General features: G+C 42.6%; 21 protein-coding genes. 14 read left to right on the forward strand and 7 right to left on the reverse strand.

What is annotated here, in order from left to right; genetic code table 11:
• Positions 1–30: 30 nt before the first annotated feature.
• The 6 genes from topA to FTU70_RS10955 all read left to right on the forward strand — a co-directional run bounded on the left by topA (position 31) and on the right by FTU70_RS10955 (position 7,129).
• Positions 31–2,670, forward strand: coding sequence for a type I DNA topoisomerase (gene topA / locus FTU70_RS10930; protein ID WP_179991458.1), 2,640 nt, complete (start codon positions 31–33; stop codon positions 2,668–2,670).
• Between the two features lie 172 nt (positions 2,671–2,842).
• On the forward strand, positions 2,843–3,598 hold the full coding sequence (locus tag FTU70_RS10935) for a hypothetical protein (protein WP_179988460.1): 756 nt from the start codon (positions 2,843–2,845) through the stop codon (positions 3,596–3,598).
• A 147-nt stretch (positions 3,599–3,745) separates the two neighbouring features.
• Positions 3,746–5,734, forward strand: coding sequence for an ATP-dependent helicase (locus FTU70_RS10940; protein ID WP_180060583.1), 1,989 nt, complete (start codon positions 3,746–3,748; stop codon positions 5,732–5,734).
• Positions 5,735–5,813: 79 nt separating this feature from the next.
• A complete protein-coding gene (locus FTU70_RS10945; protein ID WP_004976139.1) occupies positions 5,814–6,068 on the forward strand; it encodes an RNA-binding protein in 255 nt (84 codons plus the stop codon).
• A 175-nt stretch (positions 6,069–6,243) separates the two neighbouring features.
• Positions 6,244–6,747 carry a DUF6586 family protein gene (locus FTU70_RS10950; RefSeq protein WP_179988458.1) on the forward strand — a complete coding sequence of 168 codons (504 nt, stop codon included), beginning with the start codon at positions 6,244–6,246 and terminating at the stop codon, positions 6,745–6,747.
• Positions 6,748–6,850: 103 nt separating this feature from the next.
• Positions 6,851–7,129, forward strand: a complete 279-nt coding sequence (locus tag FTU70_RS10955) for a hypothetical protein (RefSeq protein ID WP_131261040.1) — start codon at positions 6,851–6,853, stop codon at positions 7,127–7,129.
• A gap of 190 nt (positions 7,130–7,319) precedes the next feature.
• Here the strand turns inward: FTU70_RS10955 and FTU70_RS10960 are convergent, their stop codons facing one another.
• The 4 genes from FTU70_RS10960 to FTU70_RS10975 form a co-directional block, all read right to left on the reverse strand.
• Positions 7,320–9,035, reverse strand: coding sequence for a cation:proton antiporter (locus tag FTU70_RS10960; protein WP_104853033.1), 1,716 nt, complete (start codon positions 9,033–9,035; stop codon positions 7,320–7,322).
• 158 nt (positions 9,036–9,193) lie between these two features.
• Positions 9,194–9,349: a 50S ribosomal protein L33 gene (gene rpmG, locus FTU70_RS10965; RefSeq protein WP_004976146.1), complete on the reverse strand. Its 156-nt coding sequence runs from the start codon at positions 9,347–9,349 to the stop codon at positions 9,194–9,196.
• A gap of 16 nt (positions 9,350–9,365) precedes the next feature.
• Positions 9,366–9,602 carry a 50S ribosomal protein L28 gene (gene rpmB, locus FTU70_RS10970; protein ID WP_004976147.1) on the reverse strand — a complete coding sequence of 79 codons (237 nt, stop codon included), beginning with the start codon at positions 9,600–9,602 and terminating at the stop codon, positions 9,366–9,368.
• 163 nt (positions 9,603–9,765) lie between these two features.
• Positions 9,766–11,214 (reverse strand): coniferyl aldehyde dehydrogenase, encoded by a 1,449-nt coding sequence (locus FTU70_RS10975; RefSeq protein WP_004976148.1) that lies wholly within the window; start codon positions 11,212–11,214, stop codon positions 9,766–9,768.
• 117 nt (positions 11,215–11,331) lie between these two features.
• On the opposite strand from FTU70_RS10975, the gene FTU70_RS10980 reads away from it, so the two are divergent.
• The 6 genes from FTU70_RS10980 (at position 11,332) to FTU70_RS11005 (ending at position 16,197) form a co-directional block, all read left to right on the forward strand.
• Positions 11,332–12,033: a TetR/AcrR family transcriptional regulator gene (locus FTU70_RS10980; protein WP_004976150.1), complete on the forward strand. Its 702-nt coding sequence runs from the start codon at positions 11,332–11,334 to the stop codon at positions 12,031–12,033.
• A 91-nt stretch (positions 12,034–12,124) separates the two neighbouring features.
• Entirely contained in the window at positions 12,125–12,991 is an 867-nt protein-coding gene (purU, locus tag FTU70_RS10985) for a formyltetrahydrofolate deformylase (protein WP_004976151.1), read from the forward strand.
• Positions 12,992–13,252: 261 nt separating this feature from the next.
• The gene (locus FTU70_RS10990; RefSeq protein ID WP_104853035.1) at positions 13,253–14,044 is read left to right on the forward strand and encodes an energy transducer TonB; all 792 of its coding nucleotides are present in this window, start codon (positions 13,253–13,255) and stop codon (positions 14,042–14,044) included.
• A 20-nt stretch (positions 14,045–14,064) separates the two neighbouring features.
• A complete protein-coding gene (locus tag FTU70_RS10995) occupies positions 14,065–14,688 on the forward strand; it encodes a MotA/TolQ/ExbB proton channel family protein (protein ID WP_096901723.1) in 624 nt (207 codons plus the stop codon).
• The gene (locus FTU70_RS11000; RefSeq protein ID WP_004976158.1) at positions 14,688–15,092 is read left to right on the forward strand and encodes a biopolymer transporter ExbD; all 405 of its coding nucleotides are present in this window, start codon (positions 14,688–14,690) and stop codon (positions 15,090–15,092) included. The genes FTU70_RS10995 and FTU70_RS11000 overlap by 1 nt, the downstream gene beginning before the upstream one ends.
• A 166-nt stretch (positions 15,093–15,258) precedes the next feature.
• Positions 15,259–16,197: a DMT family transporter gene (locus FTU70_RS11005; RefSeq protein WP_131261036.1), complete on the forward strand. Its 939-nt coding sequence runs from the start codon at positions 15,259–15,261 to the stop codon at positions 16,195–16,197.
• Between the two features lie 146 nt (positions 16,198–16,343).
• Here the strand turns inward: FTU70_RS11005 and FTU70_RS11010 are convergent, their stop codons facing one another.
• Positions 16,344–17,591, reverse strand: coding sequence for a YihY family inner membrane protein (locus tag FTU70_RS11010; RefSeq protein WP_180060584.1), 1,248 nt, complete (start codon positions 17,589–17,591; stop codon positions 16,344–16,346).
• 114 nt (positions 17,592–17,705) lie between these two features.
• Between FTU70_RS11010 and wrbA the strand changes: the two genes are divergently transcribed.
• A complete protein-coding gene (gene wrbA, locus FTU70_RS11015) occupies positions 17,706–18,302 on the forward strand; it encodes an NAD(P)H:quinone oxidoreductase (RefSeq protein ID WP_026438329.1) in 597 nt (198 codons plus the stop codon).
• Positions 18,303–18,871: 569 nt separating this feature from the next.
• Positions 18,872–19,063, forward strand: a complete 192-nt coding sequence (locus tag FTU70_RS11020) for a hypothetical protein (RefSeq protein ID WP_004976167.1) — start codon at positions 18,872–18,874, stop codon at positions 19,061–19,063.
• Positions 19,064–19,124: 61 nt separating this feature from the next.
• Here the strand turns inward: FTU70_RS11020 and FTU70_RS11025 are convergent, their stop codons facing one another.
• Positions 19,125–19,523 carry a hypothetical protein gene (locus tag FTU70_RS11025; RefSeq protein WP_154321055.1) on the reverse strand — a complete coding sequence of 133 codons (399 nt, stop codon included), beginning with the start codon at positions 19,521–19,523 and terminating at the stop codon, positions 19,125–19,127.
• A 262-nt stretch (positions 19,524–19,785) separates the two neighbouring features.
• Positions 19,786–20,361, reverse strand: coding sequence for a xanthine phosphoribosyltransferase (locus tag FTU70_RS11030; protein ID WP_004976172.1), 576 nt, complete (start codon positions 20,359–20,361; stop codon positions 19,786–19,788).
• Positions 20,362–20,374: the final 13 nt, after the last annotated feature.

Consider the following 20,374-nt stretch of genomic DNA (forward strand, 5'->3'; position numbering starts at 1 on the left):
TAAACCATTAAATAGGAAATACGGTTACTTATGGCGAACGCTCCTCGGTCCACATCCAAAAGCACTGCAGCCAAATCTGAAGCTGGTCACAAACGTGCTTTAGTGATTGTGGAGTCGCCTGCAAAAGCGAAAACAATCAATAAATATCTTGGTTCGGACTACATTGTGAAGTCTTCGGTCGGTCACGTGCGTGATTTGCCAACCAGTGGTGGCGCAAAAACCACAGAAAAGAAAACCACCACCCGAACCAAACTGACCGAGGCTCAGAAAGCTGAAAAAGCTCAACAAGCATTAGTCAACCGTATGGGGGTTGATCCTGAACATGACTGGAAAGCACACTATGAAGTGCTGCCAGGCAAAGAAAATGTAGTCGCTGAATTAAAAAAACTGGCATCGCAGGTCGATGAAGTCTATCTCGCAACGGACTTGGACCGTGAAGGGGAAGCGATTGCGTGGCACTTAAAAGAAGTCATTGGTGGAGATGACTCACGTTATCAACGTGTCGTGTTTAACGAAATTACCAAAAATGCGATTCAAGAAGCCTTTAAGCATCCTGCGCGTTTAGATACCAACAAAGTCAATGCCCAACAGGCACGTCGTTTCTTAGATCGCGTGGTGGGTTTTATGATTTCGCCACTGCTCTGGGAAAAAATTGCCCGTGGTTTATCGGCAGGACGAGTGCAGTCAGTTGCGGTGAAGCTGGTTGTGGAGCGCGAGCGTGAAATTCGCGCCTTTGTACCCGAAGAATATTGGCAAGTCTTTGCAGATACTAAATCTGAAAAAGATGACATTCGTCTAGAAGCGGTTAAGCAAGCGGGTAAAACCCTCAAGTTACGCAACAAAGCTGAAACCGATGCTTTACTGAACTTGATTAAAGATGCGCAATACACCGTATCTGCACGTGAAGATAAGCCGACCAAAGTCAACCCAAGTGCGCCGTATATCACGTCAACGCTGCAACAGGCTGCGAGTACCCGTCTTGGTTTTTCAGTCAAGAAAACCATGATGCTAGCACAGCGTTTGTATGAGGCAGGTTTTATCACCTATATGCGTACAGACTCGACCTTCCTGAGTGATGACGCGGTCAATATGGTGCGTACGCATATTGAAGCGGAGTTTGGTCAAAAATATCTGCCTGCTAAACCAAATCGTTATGGCAATAAAGCAGGCGCACAAGAAGCGCACGAAGCGATTCGTCCATCTAATGTTGCGCTTAAAGGCGACAGTTTGGTGGGTGTAGAGCGCGATGCACAGCGTTTATATGATCTGATTTGGCGTCAGTTCGTCGCTTGCCAAATGACACCAGCCGAATATTTATCATCGACCATTTTGGTTGATGCCAATGGTGTCGAGTTAAAAGCCAAAGGTCGTACGCTAGTTTTTGATGGCTTTACCAAAGTGCGTGGGCAAAACAAATCGGATGATGATGTGTTACTGCCTGCAGTTAAAGTCGGTGAAATTCTTAAATTAGAGAAGCTTGATCCATCACAACACTTTACCAAACCGCCTGCGCGTTTTACCGAAGCCTCTTTGGTGAAAGAGCTTGAGAAAAAAGGTATTGGACGTCCATCGACCTATGCTGCGATTATTTCAACTATTCAAGACCGTGGTTATGTCAAACTGGAAAACCGTCGTCTGTTTGCCGAAAAAATGGGTGAGATTGTTACAGATCGTCTGGATGAAAGTTTTAATAACCTGATGAACTACGATTTTACAGCAGACTTGGAAGGTCAGCTGGATAAAGTTGCAGATGGTGAACGTAACTGGAAAGATTTGCTTAACAGTTTTTATGGCGATTTCAAACAGCGTTTAACCAATGCACAGGGCGAACAAGGCATGCGCCGTAACTTGCCTGTAGAGGTCGATGCAGTACATTGTAAAGAATGCTCACGACCAATGCAGATTCGTACAGGTACGACAGGCGTATTCTTAGGCTGCTCAGGCTATAACTTGCCGCCAAAAGAGCGTTGTAAGGGAACGCTGAACCTGACACCTGTAGAATCACTTGCCGCCTTATCCGATGATGATGCCGCTGAAACCGCAGATTTGATGTCTAAAAAGCGCTGTCCAATTTGTGAAACAGCCATGGACAGTTATGTAATTGATGGTGGTCGTAAACTGCACATTTGTGGGAATAACCCAGACTGTGCAGGTTTTGAGCTAGAAGAAGGCGAGTTCAAAATTAAAGGCTATGATGGCCCAACCATTCCGTGTGACAAGTGCGATGGCGAAATGCAGTTGAAAACAGGTCGTTTTGGCCCTTATTTTGCCTGCACCAGCTGTGAAAACACGCGAAAAGTACTCAAGAATGGTCAGCCTGCGCCACCGCGTGTTGATCCAATTAAAATGGAACATTTACGTTCAACCAAACACGATGATTTCTTTGTGTTGCGTGATGGTGCAGCAGGCTTGTTCTTGGCAGCCAGTAAGTTCCCGAAAGTACGTGAAACCCGTGCACCGAAAGTCGCGGAATTACGCACAGTTGCAGAACAGCTTGATCCGAAATATCAGTTTATTTTGCAAGCACCTGATGCAGACCCAGAAGGTAATCCAACCTTGGTGAAATTCAGCCGTAAGAATCAAGCGCAATATATTGGTTCGGAAACGCCTGAAGGCAAACAAACCAAATGGTCATTGGTTTACCAAGATGGTAAATGGGTTGAGGCTTAATTATCCAAATTACAAAATGCTGGCTTCGGTCAGCATTTTTTTAAATCCTATAATTTGAAATGTGAAAAATAAAAAACAGAGAGGTTTTGTGAATCTTAATCCGATGTGGGGGTCGAGTTTAAAGATAATAAGATTAAACTCGGTAAAGTGATTGCCTAAAGATATTTAAAGTATGTGGAAAAAAATCCGAATTTTATGCTTATTGCTGGTTTTGCTGGTCGTTGCAGTCAATGCTTGGCGTGATCAGAGCCAAGACTGGAATAAGCCCATCATCGTATTGTTACACCCAATCAATGCCGATGGACGATCAAACACCCAAAACTATATCAATACATTAAATATCAATAATTTAAATTCTGCTCAAGACTATCTAAAACAAGCTTCTTTGCAGTATCGTGGGCAACCGCTTGCGCTCTATTTCAAGCAGGGGCGAGAATTAAAGCAGTTGCCACCGAAAGTGCCTGAGCAGGCATCGCTGCTTAGCACCGTACTTTGGAGTTTAAAGTTCCGCTTTTACGCTTGGCAGCAACGACAAAGCAGTGATGGTACAGCAACAGTGACGCTGTACCTGAATTATTATGATCCGAGTCAAACTCAAATTTTGAAGCATTCCACCGCTTTGCAAAAAGGCAAAATTGGCTCGGTGAATTTATTTGCTTCTGCTGCGCACAGTCAGCGTAATACGATGGTGATGGTGCATGAATTACTGCATACCTTTGGTGCCACAGATAAATACGATTTGAGCACAGGTCAGCCGATTTATCCGATTGGTTATGCAGACCCAAATCAGCAACCATTGTATCCACAACGACAGGCTGAACTGATGGCGGGTTATGTGCCACTTTCGCAAAGCAAAAGTAAAATGCCTGAATCGTTACAACAGACACGTATTAACGAAATCACTGCCATAGAATTGGGCTGGAAATAATGTGGATAAGCATGTACTTATCCACATCTCTACAATAGAGCTTGTGTAAAAGTATGTGTTTAGGCATGAACCGAGCCATTTATATTCATGGGTTTATTCCTAAACCGATCTGTTAAACTATTCATCCACCCAGTACGATGAGTCACTATGAGTTTAGCCAGCCTAATTGATGAATTGAATCCCCAGCAAAAACAAGCAGCCACGACAGCATATCAACATAGTCTGGTCTTGGCTGGCGCAGGCTGTGGCAAAACCAAAACCATTGTGGCACGTGCAGCGTACTTGATTGATCAAGGTATTCCAGCCAATCAAATTCAAATTTTGACCTTTACCCGCCGTGCGGCGAGTGAAATTGTCGCACGGGTGGAGTTGGCACTGGGCGAGCAAGCCAAAGGCTTACGTGCTTCGACCTTTCATACTTTTTGTATGTACTTGTTACGACGTATTCCTAAAGCTTTTGGCTTAGAGCAGTTTTCTATTATTGATCGTGATGATCAATTGATGATGTTTCGCCTCATTCGCGGAAAAGATGATAAGAAAAATCCAAGTCAGTTGCCTAAGCCTCAAGAATTATGTGATTTGTATTCTTTTGCGCGGAATACTCGTCAAAAACTAAGTGTGGCTTTAGAAAAACAGCAGCCTGAATATTTGGCCTTAAAAGATCCAATTGCTGAAATTATGCAGGAATATGAAAGCCGTAAACGCGCACGAGGCTTTCTCGATTATGACGATATTTTGGCTGTGGTGGCATCGGCATTGGCGCAGTCGGAAGGTCTGGTCGATTATGTCGCGTCAATTTGTCAGCATCTTTTGGTCGATGAAATGCAGGACACCAATCCTTTGCAATGGGCTTTGCTTGAGCCTTTAAAAGATCGGGTCAGTTTGTTTTGTGTGGGCGATGATGCACAATCGATTTATGGTTTCCGTGGTGCAGATTTTGAAAATATTCATCATTTCACAGAGCGCGTACCCAATGCTCAAATTTTCAAATTAGAGCAAAATTACCGTTCTACGCAGGAAATTTTAGACCTGTCCAATTGGTTGTTAGATCAAAGTGAGATTCGCTATAACAAACGGTTGCAGGCGCATCGTGGTGATGGCATCAAACCCAAAATGCATATTTTCCCGAATGAATTTGATGAAGCCAAATGGATTGCGATTGATATTAAAGAGCGACATTTCTTGCAAGGCGCGCCGTGGTCAGATCACATGGTCTTGGTGCGTTCGAGTTTTGCAGCGCGACATATTGAAGCCGCGTGTATTGCGGCAAGTGTGCCGTATCGTTTTATTGGCGGCATGAAGCTCTTGGAAACTGCGCATGTGAAAGACTTACTTAGTTTATTGCGCGTTATTGCCAATCCTTTAGATGATATTGCATGGATGCGTTTTCTCACTTTATGGAATGGCGTGGGTGATGTCGGTGCGAGTAAGTTGGCGCAGCAATTGTTACTTGAACCGACAATGGATCAGGTGATTGAAAAGCTGGAAAAATTTGGACGCTTGCCAGAAAAAACTTTATTGATCATGAAGCAAATGGATGTCTTACGACATGAAGTTGCGGCTTGCGTCGGTTTAGGCATTGAAGCGATTCAGGAACAATTGACTGATAACTATAAAAAAGACTGGAATCGTCGTCAGGGTGATTTTCAGTTGGTGCAACAATTGGCGGGCAAGCATGCACAGTTAAGTGAGTTTTTAGAAGAATATGTGCTCGATCCTGTGTCTATTTCTGAAATTGAACGCCAGTCTGATACCGATGTGGTCACTTTAATCACCATTCATTCTGCCAAAGGGACTGAGCAAAAAGTCTGTTATGTGGCGAATGTGACAGCAGGACAGTACCCCCATGCACGGGCGCAGGGCAGTTTTGATGATATTGAAGAAGAACGTCGAGTGCTGTACGTGGCTTTGACCCGTGCCCAAAATGAACTGATTTTAACCAAGCAAAATTTTAATTTATGGGCGCGTGATACGGTAGATGAACAAGGGCGCAAACTGGACAGTTATTTTTTGAATGATCTGACACGGCAGTTGTGTACGATGGAAACTCATCACCGTACCCGTCAGCAAACTGTGAAAAGTGCCTTGGTGGAACGCCAAGCGATTAATTTAGATTTTGGCATTGATCTCGATTAAACTATGCCACAAGGTTTCCTGCAAAAAGTAGAGTAGGCGAGTGCTTTTTGATGTTTTTTGCCTATTTTAAGGTTGTAAGATGAAAATTTTAGTTCGTAGTTTAGAGCGTACAGTGACTGAAGAAGAATTGTTAAAGCTTTTTCAGGAATATGGCACTGTAGAATCTTGTAATTTGGTGTTGGATGCTGCAACAGGAAAATCTAAAGGTTTTGCATTTGTAGAAATGCCACATGCACGTGAGGCAGTAAAAGCCATTAAAGCGCTGAATACTTTGCGTCTGCATGGTCATGGAATACGTGTCAAAGCAGCAGAAGATAAACCTGCATCAAAATAGTTCAAAGGGAGCAAAAAATGCTCCTTTTTTATGCGTGATTTTTAGTAAAAATACGAGATTGGCACTGCATTGGTGCGCGATTTTATCGCAGTAAAAATAGTGTATTTTTTATTGGGTGTTGCAGGAAAATCGGTTTAATCTAAGCTTCTTAGAACGCTAAATTGAGGAAATGCTCATGTCCCGTGTTGCTCGTTTTCATGCAGATCGTACCAATCAGAAATTATATTTCGCCCGTCTTTCATGTCAGCAGGCCGAGCAAACCGAGCATGTTCAGCAAGCGCAGGCACATCGTGAAGCTGCGGTGTTTCATTTAAATGGCGCGGTGCTGGCTTTTTTGCAGGAATTGGTGCGGTATTATCGTTTAAATGACAGTAATCCAACCCTTAAATCAATTGAAGAATTGATGGCAGCCAAAGGGCAGATTTCCCCTGAAGTGGCAATTTTGGAGCAACTGAGCAAATCGGGTTTTATTGCAGAGTTAAAGCGCGCTTATCGTTTATGTCAGTACACGCCCGAGCCAAGTGCACCAGAACCTGAACAGGAAACGTCATCCAATTTGATTATTAAAGTCACGCAATCTCCGCAAGCATGGCTACCAGATACGAAAATTTTGCGCGAATGGCATCGTGACTTAACCCAGTTGATTGATGGTTTTCGTAATGAAATGGTGGAATTTTAAGCCGACCAAACGCCCTTGAAAAAAATCTGATCAGCCCGATATAAATATTCTGAACGATGCAAAGTGCAAGCGCCTTTGCCGCCATGTCGAGCATGGAGGATATATGTCTATAGAGCAATTGAAAGAATTATTTGGTAATCAGGAAGCGATTTTAGAGCTGGTTCAGCTTGAAGGTGGCGAGTTGGCATTGCGTAATGCAGGCTCTGAAAAAGAGCCGTTGGTCAAAATCCAGTTCAATGACGAAGTCAAAGCCATATTGGGCGATCAGACGGCTGTTGTGGCACAGCACATGATTCAGGCGGCATTATTTGGCTTGTTGGAAAAGCAGGTCAATGAATGGCATGCCGAAATTGTGGATGAACAGCCGCAATTTATGAGTTAATCCCAAAAGGTCTTTCGGTGATGAGATATCTTTAATGAATAGATTGTCTATCTGCTTTGGTTAAAATCATGGAGAGTATTAGATAGTTTTTCATCAACACAGTGAAAGCCAATCTATACATCAACAAAAAAGCGCAGCTTAAACGGTGCGCTTTTTGTGATTTTGGCTATGGGTTTTAGATGAATGATGCTCAATGCGTTGGTGGCTGATGATGGGCAATTTCAATTTGATTTAAAATATAATTGCTCATATTTTTCGCCATTTCTTCTTTGGCAAAATACACTTCACCAATGTTGTCTTTACGAATTACTTCCGCTTCGGCTTTGCTTTCTGCACACACCAAAACCTGAATTTCAGGGTTTAGGGTTTTGGCAATATCCACAATTTTATGAATATCCAAAATGTCCATAGGCGAGAGAACGAGCAGTCGTGCATGTTGAATATGTGCCTGAATCAGTACACCTGCTTCAGTGGCAACCCCGCTGACCGCAGCAATACCTTTTTCACGTAGGTCTTCGACAATTTCACGGTTTTCTTCTGCAATCACGACCTTAATATTTTCAGCCATTAAATTTTGAGTAATGCGGCGTCCGACTTCACCATGTCCAACAATCACCACCTGATCACGTAAATAATCTTGAGAAACTTCATCGGGCAGCATGGCTAAAGGGTCATTGCTGCGTTCAAGTAAACGCGCCAAATAAGAGCGTTCCCGAATCCAGTTTTGCACAGGTTCAATCGCAGAAAAAACAAAGGAATTGAGGGTAATTGAAATGAGTGCGCCTGCTAAAATCAGGTTTTGTCCTTCTAGTGACAGCAGTTGTAAAGATACGCCTAGTGTTGCCAAAATAAAGGAAAACTCACCAATTTGTGCCAAGCTCGCGCCTACGGTCAAAGCTGTGTTGAGTGGATAGCGGAAGAACAAGACCAATGCCATGGCTGCAATGGTTTTACCCACCATGATAATGCCGACGACCGCTAAAACGTGCAGTGGTTCTTCTATCAGAATACGCGGGTCAAACAGCATGCCCACAGCAACGAAAAATAGAATGGAGAAAATTTCACGTAAGGGTAAAGTTTCTTCTTCGGCGCGATGACTGAAATCAGATTCTTTGACCACCATCCCCGCAAAGAACGCCCCAAGTGCCATCGACACGCCAAAGATTTTATAAGCACCAAAGGCAATTGATACCGCAGCAGCGACTACCGTTAGAGTAAACAGTTCCCGCGAGCCTAAGCGAGCCACAATTTGCATAATGAAGGGCACAAGGCGTTTGCCAACAATCAGCATGAAGGCAATAAAGCCTGAAACTTTTAATAAAGTCAGTCCGAGTGTTAGCCAAATATTTTCATCACTGGCATTGTCGATAGCTTGTCCACCCAGTAATACAGCTGTGGCAGGCAAAAGCACCAATGCTAAGACCATCACTAAGTCTTCAACTAACAACCAGCCTACGGCAATTTTACCGTTCACGGAGTCGAGCAGGCCACGATCACCCAATGCTTTTAAGAGCACAACGGTACTGGCACAAGACAGGCTTAAGCCAAAAATTAAGGCAGAACCAAAACTCCAACCCCACATCATCGACACGCCTACACCGAGCAGGGTCGCCACGGCGATCTGCAATACTGCACCAGGCAAAGCAATGCGTCGTACCTGCATTAAATCATTTAGCGAGAAATGCATGCCAACACCGAACATGAGGAACATGACCCCAAGTTCTGCCAATTGGTTGGCAAGATGAATATCTGCCACAATGCCCGGTGTGTTGGGACTAATGATGACACCTGCAATCAGATAGCCCATAAGCGGTGGAAGGCGTAAGCGCGCAGCGATATAGCCAAATACCAGTGCCAAGCTAAAACCAACGGCAAGTAAGATGATGAGTTCTACATCATGAGGCACGAGAAACTCCTAAGCCATGGTGAAGGTGCGGTCAAAAGACTGAAATAAGACAAGCACAAATAGTGCCAAAAAAGAAAACGAGGAAATTTTAACAAGTGAGGCAAAAAAAGTGCAAAAAAAAACGACCTGAATAAGGTCGTTTTTTAAAAAAGCTAAAATTATTTGATTTTAGCTTCTTTGAAAACTACGTGTTGACGGATTTTTGGATCAAATTTTTTGATTTCCATTTTTTCCGGCATAGTACGTTTGTTTTTAGTAGTGGTATAGAAATAACCTGTACCAGCTGTAGAAACTAAGCGAATCTTATCACGCATTGTCCTGACTCCTTACTTAGATCTTTTGACCTTGAGCACGAAGGTCAGCAACAACCTTTTCAATGCCCAATTTGTCGATAATACGCATACCTTTAGTGGTTAAACGAAGACGTACGAAACGTTTTTCGCTTTCTAACCAGAAACGGTGGTTGTGCAGGTTCGGCTCGAACCGGCGCTTAGTTTTGTTGTTGGCGTGTGAGACGTTGTTACCAACGACTGGACGCTTGCCGGTAACTTGGCAAACCTTAGACATGGTGTAACTCCATTGATTTAGCCAACAGCAAATCTGTATGGCCAGTCAAAAATAAACGGATGAATTCATTCAAGGGGCGTTTTATATCAAAAATACGCTTAAAAGACAAGCGATTTTCTTCAAAAACAGCATGAGCGTGTTTGATAGCTCATGCCTTGATCAGTTAACGAAGAAGCGTCTTCGAAATCAATCGATGAATCGGCTTATCAAATGGGGGGAGAATGAACTTCAAGCTGTAAAGCTTCGGATTAGACATTACCGACCGTTCATGTGACAAGCTGAAAAAACCTTCTGGACCGTGATATTTCCCCATGCCCGATGCACCAACACCACCAAATGGTAAGTCATCTTGTGCAACGTGGGTCAATACAGTATTGAGTCCGAAATGCCCTGAATGGGTTCGCTGTGCGACATAGTCGGCACGCGCCTGATCAAAGTCGAAATAGTATAAAGCAAGAGGACGCGGTCGGCTATTAATAAACTCGATTACATCATCAATTTGTTCATATTCTAAGATTGGCAGGACTGGACCAAAGATCTCATTTTGCATAATTTGCATGTCTGGACTGACATTGGTCAGTACCGTTGGTGCCATTTTACGGGTTGCAGCCACATTTTCACTTTGCGGATTAATTTCAATAATATTTGCACCTCGCTCACGTGCATCTTCTAAATAGCCCTGTAAGCGACGATATTGTTTGTCATTAATAATAGAAGTGTAGTCTTGGTTATCACGAATATGCGGATACATTTCGGTCACAAATTGCTCGAAATGCTCCATAAATTCGGCAGTTTTGCCTTTAGGCAAGAACATATAGTCGGGTGCAACACAGGTTTGTCCAGCATTCCAGAGTTTACCTACCGCAATACGCTGCGCTACATCGACCATATCGCTAGATGGATGCACCAAAACAGGGGATTTTCCACCTAGTTCTAAAATGACAGGCACAAGGTTTTGTGACGCGGCAGCCATTACAGTTTTGCCGACTTCGGTAGAGCCTGTGAAAATAATTTTGTCAAAAGGCAAATGACAGAACGCATCGGAAATAATACCGCCGCCATTAATTACTGCCACCAATTCCTGTGGAAATGCTTCGCTCATGGCGTTTTCCAGTACTTTACCAAAATGCGCAGAAGCACTGGAAATTTTGATCATGGCATGGTTGCCTGCAGCCAAAGCACAGATCAGTGGGCCTAAAGACAACAGCAGCGGATAGTTCCAAGGTGCAATAATGCCAATTACCCCTAAAGGTTGATACTGTACCCATGCTTTTGCAGGTTGGTGGATAATACCAACCTGACGTTTAGATGGCTTCATCCAGTCGGTCAGGTTTTTGCTGTAATATTTGATATGTTCCAAGCAGGTAAGTAATTCACCAATTTTGGTTTCTGCAATGGCGCGGTTGCCATAGTCACGGTTAATGGCTTCGGCAAATTGATCCTGATATTTCACAATCACACGTTTTAAGCGGGCTAAGCGTTCAATGCGTTCTTTGGCACTTGGGACAGGATGACGCTGATAGGCATATTTCTGCAATGCCAAAATATCATCCAGACGTTGTAAATCGGGTGAATGTGGGGTCATTGAAGTTGTTTTTGTTTGACTGTTCATGGCATGTTACCATTCAATAAAAGCAATATAAGTTAATTTTTAGAGTATTTACTCTAATCAGTCAAGTGACTTTATGTTTTCATGCCCCCCAAATTTTAAAGAATGGTTGTTTTTAGGATGTCTCAAACCAAAACGTTGAAAACCAAAGAACGTATTTTGCAATTGAGTTTGCAATTGTTTAACGAGCGTGGTGAGCGTTCGGTAACAACCAATCATATTGCGGCAGAACTGGGCATGAGCCCAGGAAACTTGTATTACCACTTCCGCAATAAGAACGAAATTATTAAAGAGCTGATGGAACAATATCAGCAAGAAACTTTAGAAATGCTGGCTTTGCCTGAAAATCGTGGCTTAGATGCCAATGACAAAATTCGTTATTTTCAGGTTCTCAGTAGTCAGCTGTGGGCTTATCGTTTTTTGCATCGTGATGTCTATCATTTGGTCGAAACCAATGAAGATTTCCGCAAAATGTATCCACGTTTTGCAGGACAGGTCATGCAGCAGGGACAAAAAATTTATCAGGCCTTTGTGGATGCGGGTCTGATGCAAATGACTGAGTCAGAAATTGAAGCCTTGATTATCAATATTTGGATTGTGCTGACCAACTGGACGAACTTCTTATATATGTCGGGTCACATTACCGATTCAAACCATTTGGAAGAAAAATGGATTTGGCAGGCTTTACGTCAAATGCTGTTCCTTGAAGGGGCATATTTACGGGGTGAAAGTCGTGCAACCTATGAGCGTTTACTAGAAACACTAGGCACATCTGAACTGTTTGAGAGTTTATCATCCAGTAAAAATACTCAAGCCGACTAAGAGACTGAGAATGGCTATTTAGAATGTCTGAGAAACGCGCTAGAATACTCGGCTTGTTTTTCAATTTAACCAAGTAGTGACTAAAAACAACATGAATATGACGACTGCGAATACTGCACGTTTACTGATTACCTGTGAAGATAAGCCAGGTATTGTGCAGGCTGTATCGAGCTTTTTGTATCATCAAGGAGCCAACATTACCGCGCTTGATCAATACGCAACAGAAGCTCAGGGCGGGCGTTATTTCATGCGGGTTGAGTTTGAACTGGATCACTTGCAAAGCCGTAAAGAAAGCTTATTGCAAACCTTTGCTTCTAACGTGGCAGAGCGTTATGAAATGCAATGGCGTTTGGCTTTGGTCAGCGATGTGAAAAAAGTCGGCATTTTGGTGTCTAAAGTTGATCATGCTTTGCTCGAACTATTATGGCGTCATTCACGTGGTGGTTTACCATGTGAAATTACCAAAGTGGTGTCGAACCATGACACCTTGCGTGAAGCGGTAGAAAACTTTGGTATTCCGTTTGAAGTAGTGCCTGTTAATAAAGAAAATAAACGTGAAGCTTACGCTAAAATTGATGAATTGATGCAAGGCAATGATTTGTTGGTATTGGCGCGTTATATGCAAATTTTGGATGAAGAGTTTGTCTCTAAGTGGGAAATGAAAGTGATCAATATTCACCATTCATTCCTGCCTGCTTTCGTGGGCGCAAATCCATATAAACAAGCTTATGAAAAAGGCGTAAAACTGATTGGTGCAACTGCACACTATGTAACAGCAGACCTAGATCAAGGTCCGATCATTGAGCAAGATGTAGAGCGTGTAAACCACGACTTTACGGTAGATCAACTGCGTGAATTGGGTCAGGATGTGGAACGTAATGTACTGGCACGTGCAGTTAAATGGCATTTGGAAGACCGTATTATTGTAGATGGCAACAAAACTGTTGTATTTCAATAGGGTAAAAGCTATCTAAAAATCGAATTAAAACATGCCGACATGGCATGTTTTTTTATGCTAAAATTGTAATGTTATAACATTTATTTAAACTGTTTTTAAAATAGCAAATTTATTGGATGATTCACGTTTGTTATTAAAAAATAGTTGCAAATGAAAACACTTCTCATTTATTATTGCGTTACTTTAATTGTGCTAACCGATCAGTTTGATCGTTCGGAACTGTGATGGTTTGGCAATTGCTTTTGAAGGTCGCTGACTTTAATGAACCAATCTCCCAACGCTATGCTACAAATGCCCAATGCCATGAAAAAGAAAGTTGTGACGGCTTTAGCTGTTGTTGCATTAGGTCATGTCGGTGTGTTGTGGGCATTGGGGCAAATGCAAACTCCGACCTTAAAGCCCATAGAAAAAGAACCTTTAAAAGTACGCTTTGTAAAAATTCAAGAACAGCCTAAACCGTTGCCACCGCAACCTAAGGCTGAACCACAGCCTGAAAAACCCAAGCCTCAGCCTGTAAAAGAAGTGCCTGTGGTAGAAAAACCGTTGCCACCGCCACCGAAAAAAGTAGAAAAAGTACAGCAAGTTAAAAAAGCAGAAGCCCCTAAACCCGTGGCGAAGCCCGTAGAAAAACCAGTCGAACGTGTGGTGCAACCTGCACCTGTAGCAACGGTGACTGAAACTAAAGTGGTACAGCCTGCACCGAAACCGACAGTTGCACCTGTTGCGCCAGCACCTGCTCCTGTCGCACCTTCTGCTCCAAAAACAGTGTCGATTGGCGGCTCAGGCGTGCAATGGAGTCGTTCTCCAAAACCTTCTTATACCAATCGTGATTTACAGGGAGAAACCCGTAACGTGGTGGTTCGGATTGAAGCCAATGAAAAAGGCGTGATCACCGATGCTCAAATTACGCGTTCTAGTGGTGTACCTGCTTTAGATCAAAAGATTTTACGCGCAGTGCGTAGTGCAAAATTCAAACCGTACAAAGAAAATGGCGTGGCTTATCCAATTCGTGCTGAGCAGCCTTTTGAATTGACATTGAACCCTAACGGCTAACCTTCAACAGGAGTTCGAGTATGAACTTTTCCGTCTATTGGCAACACGCAGATGCAGTCAGCAAAACGCTGTATTTCGTGTTATTGGCGATGTCGATTGCGACATGGACCATCTTCGCATTACGTTTGATAGGCACGCGCCAATTGAAGCAACAAGCTTATGCTCAACTGTCACAGGCTTTAAATCAGCTTAAAGCAAAACTGGTGCCCTTAAATTTTGAGCAGCGTAAAGCGGTTGCTGAGCAAGCCTTATTGCGTCAAATTTCGGTAGAAAAAGCATCGGCAGAAAAAGGCGTATCGGTACTGGGTACAATTGCGTCATTAGCACCGTTTGTGGGTTTGTTTGGTACAGTTTGGGGTATTTTCCATGCACTCGTTGCGGTTGGAAAAAGCGGTCAGGCGGGATTGGCTCAAGTGGCAACGCCTGTTGGTGAAGCGTTGATTATGACGGGCTTCGGTTTGGCGGTGGCGATTCCTGCCGTGATTGCTTACAACATTTGTTCGCGTGTGAACCGTACCTTATCTACAAATTTGCAAGATCATGCACATAGTTTGTTGATTGACACCATGTTGCAACAAGATTCTTCTGTTCAAAGAACTGAAGTGAATGCAACACAACAAAGTTTAGTGGGAGGTCAGGTTTAATGGCTTTTCAATTGGGTGAAGACAACGATTCAGGCATGAATGAGATGAACCTTATTCCCCTGATCGACATTATGTTGGTATTGATGATCATCTTTTTGGTGACAGCGACCGTTGCCAACCCATCTATACCATTAACCTTACCGCAAACCAGCGCAGAAATTGTTGATTTACCGCCTGAGCAAATTCAGGTCAGTATCAATGCCAATGGTGAAGTGGCGTGGGATGATCAAATCATTAGTTTAGATGAGTTGCAAACCCGCTTTAATGATGCTAGTCAGCAAGCTCAACAGCCAACCGTGGTGTTAAGAGCAGATAAAGATGCGCGTTATGATACTGTGGCGCAAGTGATGTCACGTGCGAGTGAAGCCGGACTCAGTGATATTGCTTTCGCAACAGATGATTAAGTTAATCCTTAAAAATTAGCGATCTATTTAGGTCGCTTTTTTTATGCAAAGTCGCGCATAATGCCAAAACTCCTCAAGTACTCAATGATGTTGAATATCCAAAAGATTTAGGTTGAGTCCGCTGCTTACTTTAAAGTCTATTTTTTATCTCAGATCAGGTTCAGCCATGAGTTCACGCCAAGCACTTGATGCAAAAGCCAGCAGTATGATGCTAATTTTGTGTGTTTTTTGGGGTCTGCAACAAGTGGTGCTAAAAGTTGCTGCGGCAGATATTTCACCCTTGATGCAATTGGCACTGCGTTCAGGCTTGTCTGCTGTGATGGTGTTGCCTTTGTTATTGCTTGCAAGAAATACACAATGGGCTTCGACTGAATATCTGCCTGCAGGCATATTGGTGGGTATTTTATTTGCCGCAGAATTTTTTATGTTAGGGCAGGCGATTCAATATACTTCTGCGTCGCATGTGGTGGTTTTACTATATACCGCGCCTATTTTTGTGGCTTTAGCGTTGCATTGGAAACTACCTGCAGAGCGTTTATCTCGCTTGCAATGGGGCGGGATTCTGTTGTCTTTTGCTGGCATAGCGGTGACTTTTTTATGGCGTGATACTGTGCAACAAGAGAGCCACCAAAACTTCAGCCAGATGCTTTTTGGCGATTTACTTGCGCTGAGTGCAGGCATACTTTGGGCAGCCACAACTGTTGCGGTACGTCTAAGTCGTTTATCGGAAGCCCCTGCAACACAAACTTTGTTTTACCAATTGATGGGTGGTTTTTTGATTTTACTGCCGATGGCATGGTGGATGGGACAGGCTGAAATTTATTGGACAGCCTTAGCCATAGGCAGTTTGATTTTTCATGCGGTATTGATTTCGTTTATTAGCTATCTCGCTTGGTTTTGGTTGCTGAAACAATATTTAGCATCCAGTTTAGGCGTGTTTTCATTTTTAACGCCATTATTTGGCGTATTGTTTGGTGTATGGTTGTTGAATGAAAGCTTGAGCCAAAGTTTTATGATTGGGGCTGTTTTGGTCATGCTGGGGGTGTTGATGGTGAATGCTCAATGTTGGTTTAAACATAAAACCCAAGTACTAAAAAGAAAATAAGTATTTGCAGCTTTTCCATGAACTTGAGCAAGACTCAACATCAGCAATGTTGTCTTGTAAAAATCATCTTCAAATAACCTAGTAGCTCAATACGGGTTTAAATTTGAAGATGGGTGATATTTAAAATCTAGCGAGCGCGTACAAGATTATTTTTCTTCAAAAATCTTAGAGAGCGGAATCGACAATTTGGCAGCCAAATAGTCATCGGTTTCACTGAGTACGGGGCCAAGTTTTTGCATCCATTCATCATCAGGATAGACATTGGTCAAGTCCTGACGACGTGGCAATGAATACGGTAGCTGTGAATAAAAACTCCAAAAATCTACCTGAGATAAATTGCGCACCAAAACAAATTCATCATTTTCAGTACGTTTAATTAAATTTTGTTGTTCTAGCATCAGCACATAAGACGGCCAGCGCCCAATTTCATTACGTCCCAATACATCTAAGGCTTCAGCTTCAGTGACACTTTCTCCGCGCATTTGTTTTTTGTAAAACAATTCCAGTAAGTCCAATAGCATGAGCAGCGGATGGCATTTTTTTTCGCGACTGGCTTCAAAAGCGGTCAAGGCATAACTAATTTCAACACCTAACAGCACAATATTCCAAGACAGGAAAATCCACAGTAAGAAAATAGGTACGGCAGCAAAAGCACCATAAATAATTTCATAACTGGTGAAGTTGGACATAATAAAACCAAACAGGTTTTTCAAAAATTCAAATACAACAGCACTGAAACCCCCCGCAATTAATGCGGCTTTAATAGGTACACTGCGGTTGGGAATGGTCCAATTCAGAATAAAAAAACCTAAAATGGTTAGGGCAAATGAAATCAGCCATAAAATAAATGCTCCATTGAGCTCATAACCTGCAAAGTTATTACTCAGCACATTCATAGAAGCCAAAGTTGAGGAAATGACAAAAGCACTGCCCAGTAAAATAGGGCCTAATGAGATAATGGTCCAGTAACGCATAAAACCCATAATGCCGCCACGGGTTTCCTTAACCCGCCAAATTCGATTAAACACAGTTTCAATACTGGTCAGCATCATCACCGTGGTCACGAATAAAAACAAAATCCCGATGACGGTTAAGTTGCTAGATTTGTCGGTAAAGGCATTTAAGGCTTTATCAAAGGCGATGGTGGTTTTAGGTAAAAAGTTGCTGTAAATCAGTTGTTGTAATTGTTGCCGTGCAGGTTCGAGTGCCTTAATGGATGAGATGATCACCAAAAATACGGTGAGCATAGGTACAACGGCAAACAGGGTAGTGTAGGTTAAAGAGCCTGCTTGTTCACGGCAGCGATCTGCTTCAAAGCGACGCAGCACAAATAAGACAAATTGAAACCATTGTTTGTCATAAAAAGGCAGTTTCTTTAAATACTCAACGATCATACAGTGACTGTCTCAACTTTTTTAATCATCTTTATCTGTTTTCATGGTTAAGCTTAACCAAAAAAGCAGCAAAATACCGTATAGTTTTCATTTTTAGTCTGATTTCTTAGCATGATGCAAGCATATATTCTGGTTTTGTACTTTAGTAAATATGGTTCTACCAAAGAAATGGCACATTTAATTGCCAACGGGGTAGAGGCTAGTGGTATGCCCGTTAAAATTAGAACTGTGCCAAATATCTCGACCGTGGTGCAACAAGCCGAGCCAAGTATTCCTGCCGAAGGTGATATTTATTGTACTTTGGATGACTTGGCCAATTGTGCAGGTTTGGCTTTAGGTTCACCTACACGTTTTGGCAATATGGCATCTGAAATGAAATATTTCTGGGATCAAACCACTAGTCTGTGGCTGAATGGCGCATTGCACAATAAACCTGCCTGCGTTTTTACCTCATCGGGTTCGATGCATGGTGGACAGGAAAGTACCTTATTGACCATGTTGCCGCCATTGTTTCACCACGGAATGATGATTATGGGATTGCATAATGCGCATCCTGCTTTATCAAATACCAAAACGGGCGGTACGCCGTATGGTGCAACGCATGTGAGCGGCCCGCGCCACGATCAGGCTTTGAGTCAGGATGAAAAAATCCTTTGTGAAGCGCAAGGACAACGCCTAGGTGAAATGGTAAAAAAATTACAGGGCATGTGAGATTCTTTCTTTAATTAAGATGAAGCGTAAAATGTGGATATCGTTTTACGCTTTTATCTTTTGTACTTGAATTCGATTGGCTTATGTAGCATTGAGCGTGCTAAAAAAGAAGTTTACTTTTCACCTAAAATCACCATTTGCAGTGATATTCAGTTTTTCTCTTTTCACGTCTAATAACCGCTTTAAAAGCAGAGTCTTCTGTCACGGTTCACGCAGCATTTTTTTTGCAGGCTAGGGTCTGTTGACATTTCATAAATGGCTTGCGCTGTAGGCTAAAACTGAGCAGATCAGGCATGAAACGCAAGGAATAGCGAGATTATTGCTAAGTTTCATAACGCAATCTGAGAAAGTTTTAGCCACAGCCTTTCGGGGCGAGCATATTTTTTGCTGCTATTGCGTTATGTGCCAGTCATTTAGAATGACTAAATTTCCTGTCCCATGCCTTATATCAGCTAAAAAACCTTGCGAGATATATCTCTCATGCCGCAAACATAGACGAATTGTCAACAGACCCTAATGTATTGAGCACAACGGACTGCTGTAAAAATGAGAGATTGAGGAAAGTGAAAATGAATAAGTGGATGCTGATTGGGTTAGGTCTAATGAGTTTAGGGTGTTCATGGTCGAGTGTTGCAGCGACTGAAATTGTGCATAGTCTGAGTTTTCCAGAAGAACAACGTATTGAAAAACAACCTGCGGAAGCACAGTATTTAGCGGCACAAAAAACTGTGATGACTTCTGCAAGCAGCACTGCAAAATAAAAAGATACAATCAAAAAGTGTTGCCATGTGCAGCATTTTTTTGAAATTGATTTAGGGCTATTTAGAGTTGCTTGGCTGTTTGAATTTTTTCTTTAAAGCGGTGTTTGCACTTGAGGCATTGAAAATCCAGAAAAATATTCTGATCGACAATTACACCTGCTTTTTTACCAAAGCGATGCCCAAGAAAACCGCCTGTGATTCCCACACTAATTGCCCCGACAAATGTTCCAATGGTGCCGCCCATAATTACGCCCAAAGGTCCTGCGGCAGTACCGATTGCCGCACCAATAGAAGCTCCTGAAGCTGCGCCGCCTACTGTACCTGCTGCCGTACCTGCAGAGCCTAATAACACGCCACCAATTTTTTGTAAGTTTTGTTGATGGTTGCGTTTTTCAACTTGAGTTGAACCACATTTCGGACAGGTGATACTGTGTTGCATCAACGGATTGTCTTGTGTCATGACTGTAAATTGCCTTATGCTCATGCCGCATGCATCAATGCACGCAGACGATCTAAAAAGTGCTGTCTAGAGCTGCAATCAGAAAAACTAGACTGCTGAATCACTGTTATTTCAAGTGCAGAATGGCGTAGCGCGGCTATTTTGTAAATTCAATATATGTAAATGAGTTGTTTAAGTTTAAAAAAAGCATAAAAAAAAGAGCGCCTAAGCACTCTTTGATCATCGGGTTTAAATGATGAACCAACATCAGTTTTAATCGACCTTAATCGCGTACAAATTCAACTGTACCGTTTGCCAAAGACTTTACTCGTGCCAATGATTCAACGCGATAGCCTTTTTCAAGCAATAATTCACGACCCGGCTGGAATGACTTTTCAATCACAATCCCAATACCCACGACTTCTGCATTGGCTTGATGGATTAAATCTGCTAAACCGAGTGCAGCTTGACCATTTGCCAAAAAGTCATCAATCACCAAGACTTTGTCGCTAGCGCTGATATGTTTGTTTGAAATGGCAATCGTGCTTTCAGTTTGCTTGGTAAATGAAAATACTTTAGAGCGGTATAAATCATCTTTTAAGGTTAAAGATTGATATTTACGTGCAAAAATTACAGGTACGCCAAGCTCTAAACCTGCCATTACAGCTGGTGCAATGCCAGAAGCTTCGATGGTAATAATTTTGGTGATGCCTGCATCTTTAAACAAACGCGCAAATTCTTGACCAATTTGCTGCATCATCACAGGGTCAATTTGATGGTTTAAGAAAGAGTCGACTTTTAGAACCGCTTCAGATAGAACGATACCTTCGGCTAAAATTTTCTGTTCTAGTGCATGCACGGGAGAATCCTCA

Source organism: Acinetobacter sp. YH12135, from assembly GCF_013418565.1.
Classification (GTDB): domain Bacteria; phylum Pseudomonadota; class Gammaproteobacteria; order Pseudomonadales; family Moraxellaceae; genus Acinetobacter; species Acinetobacter towneri.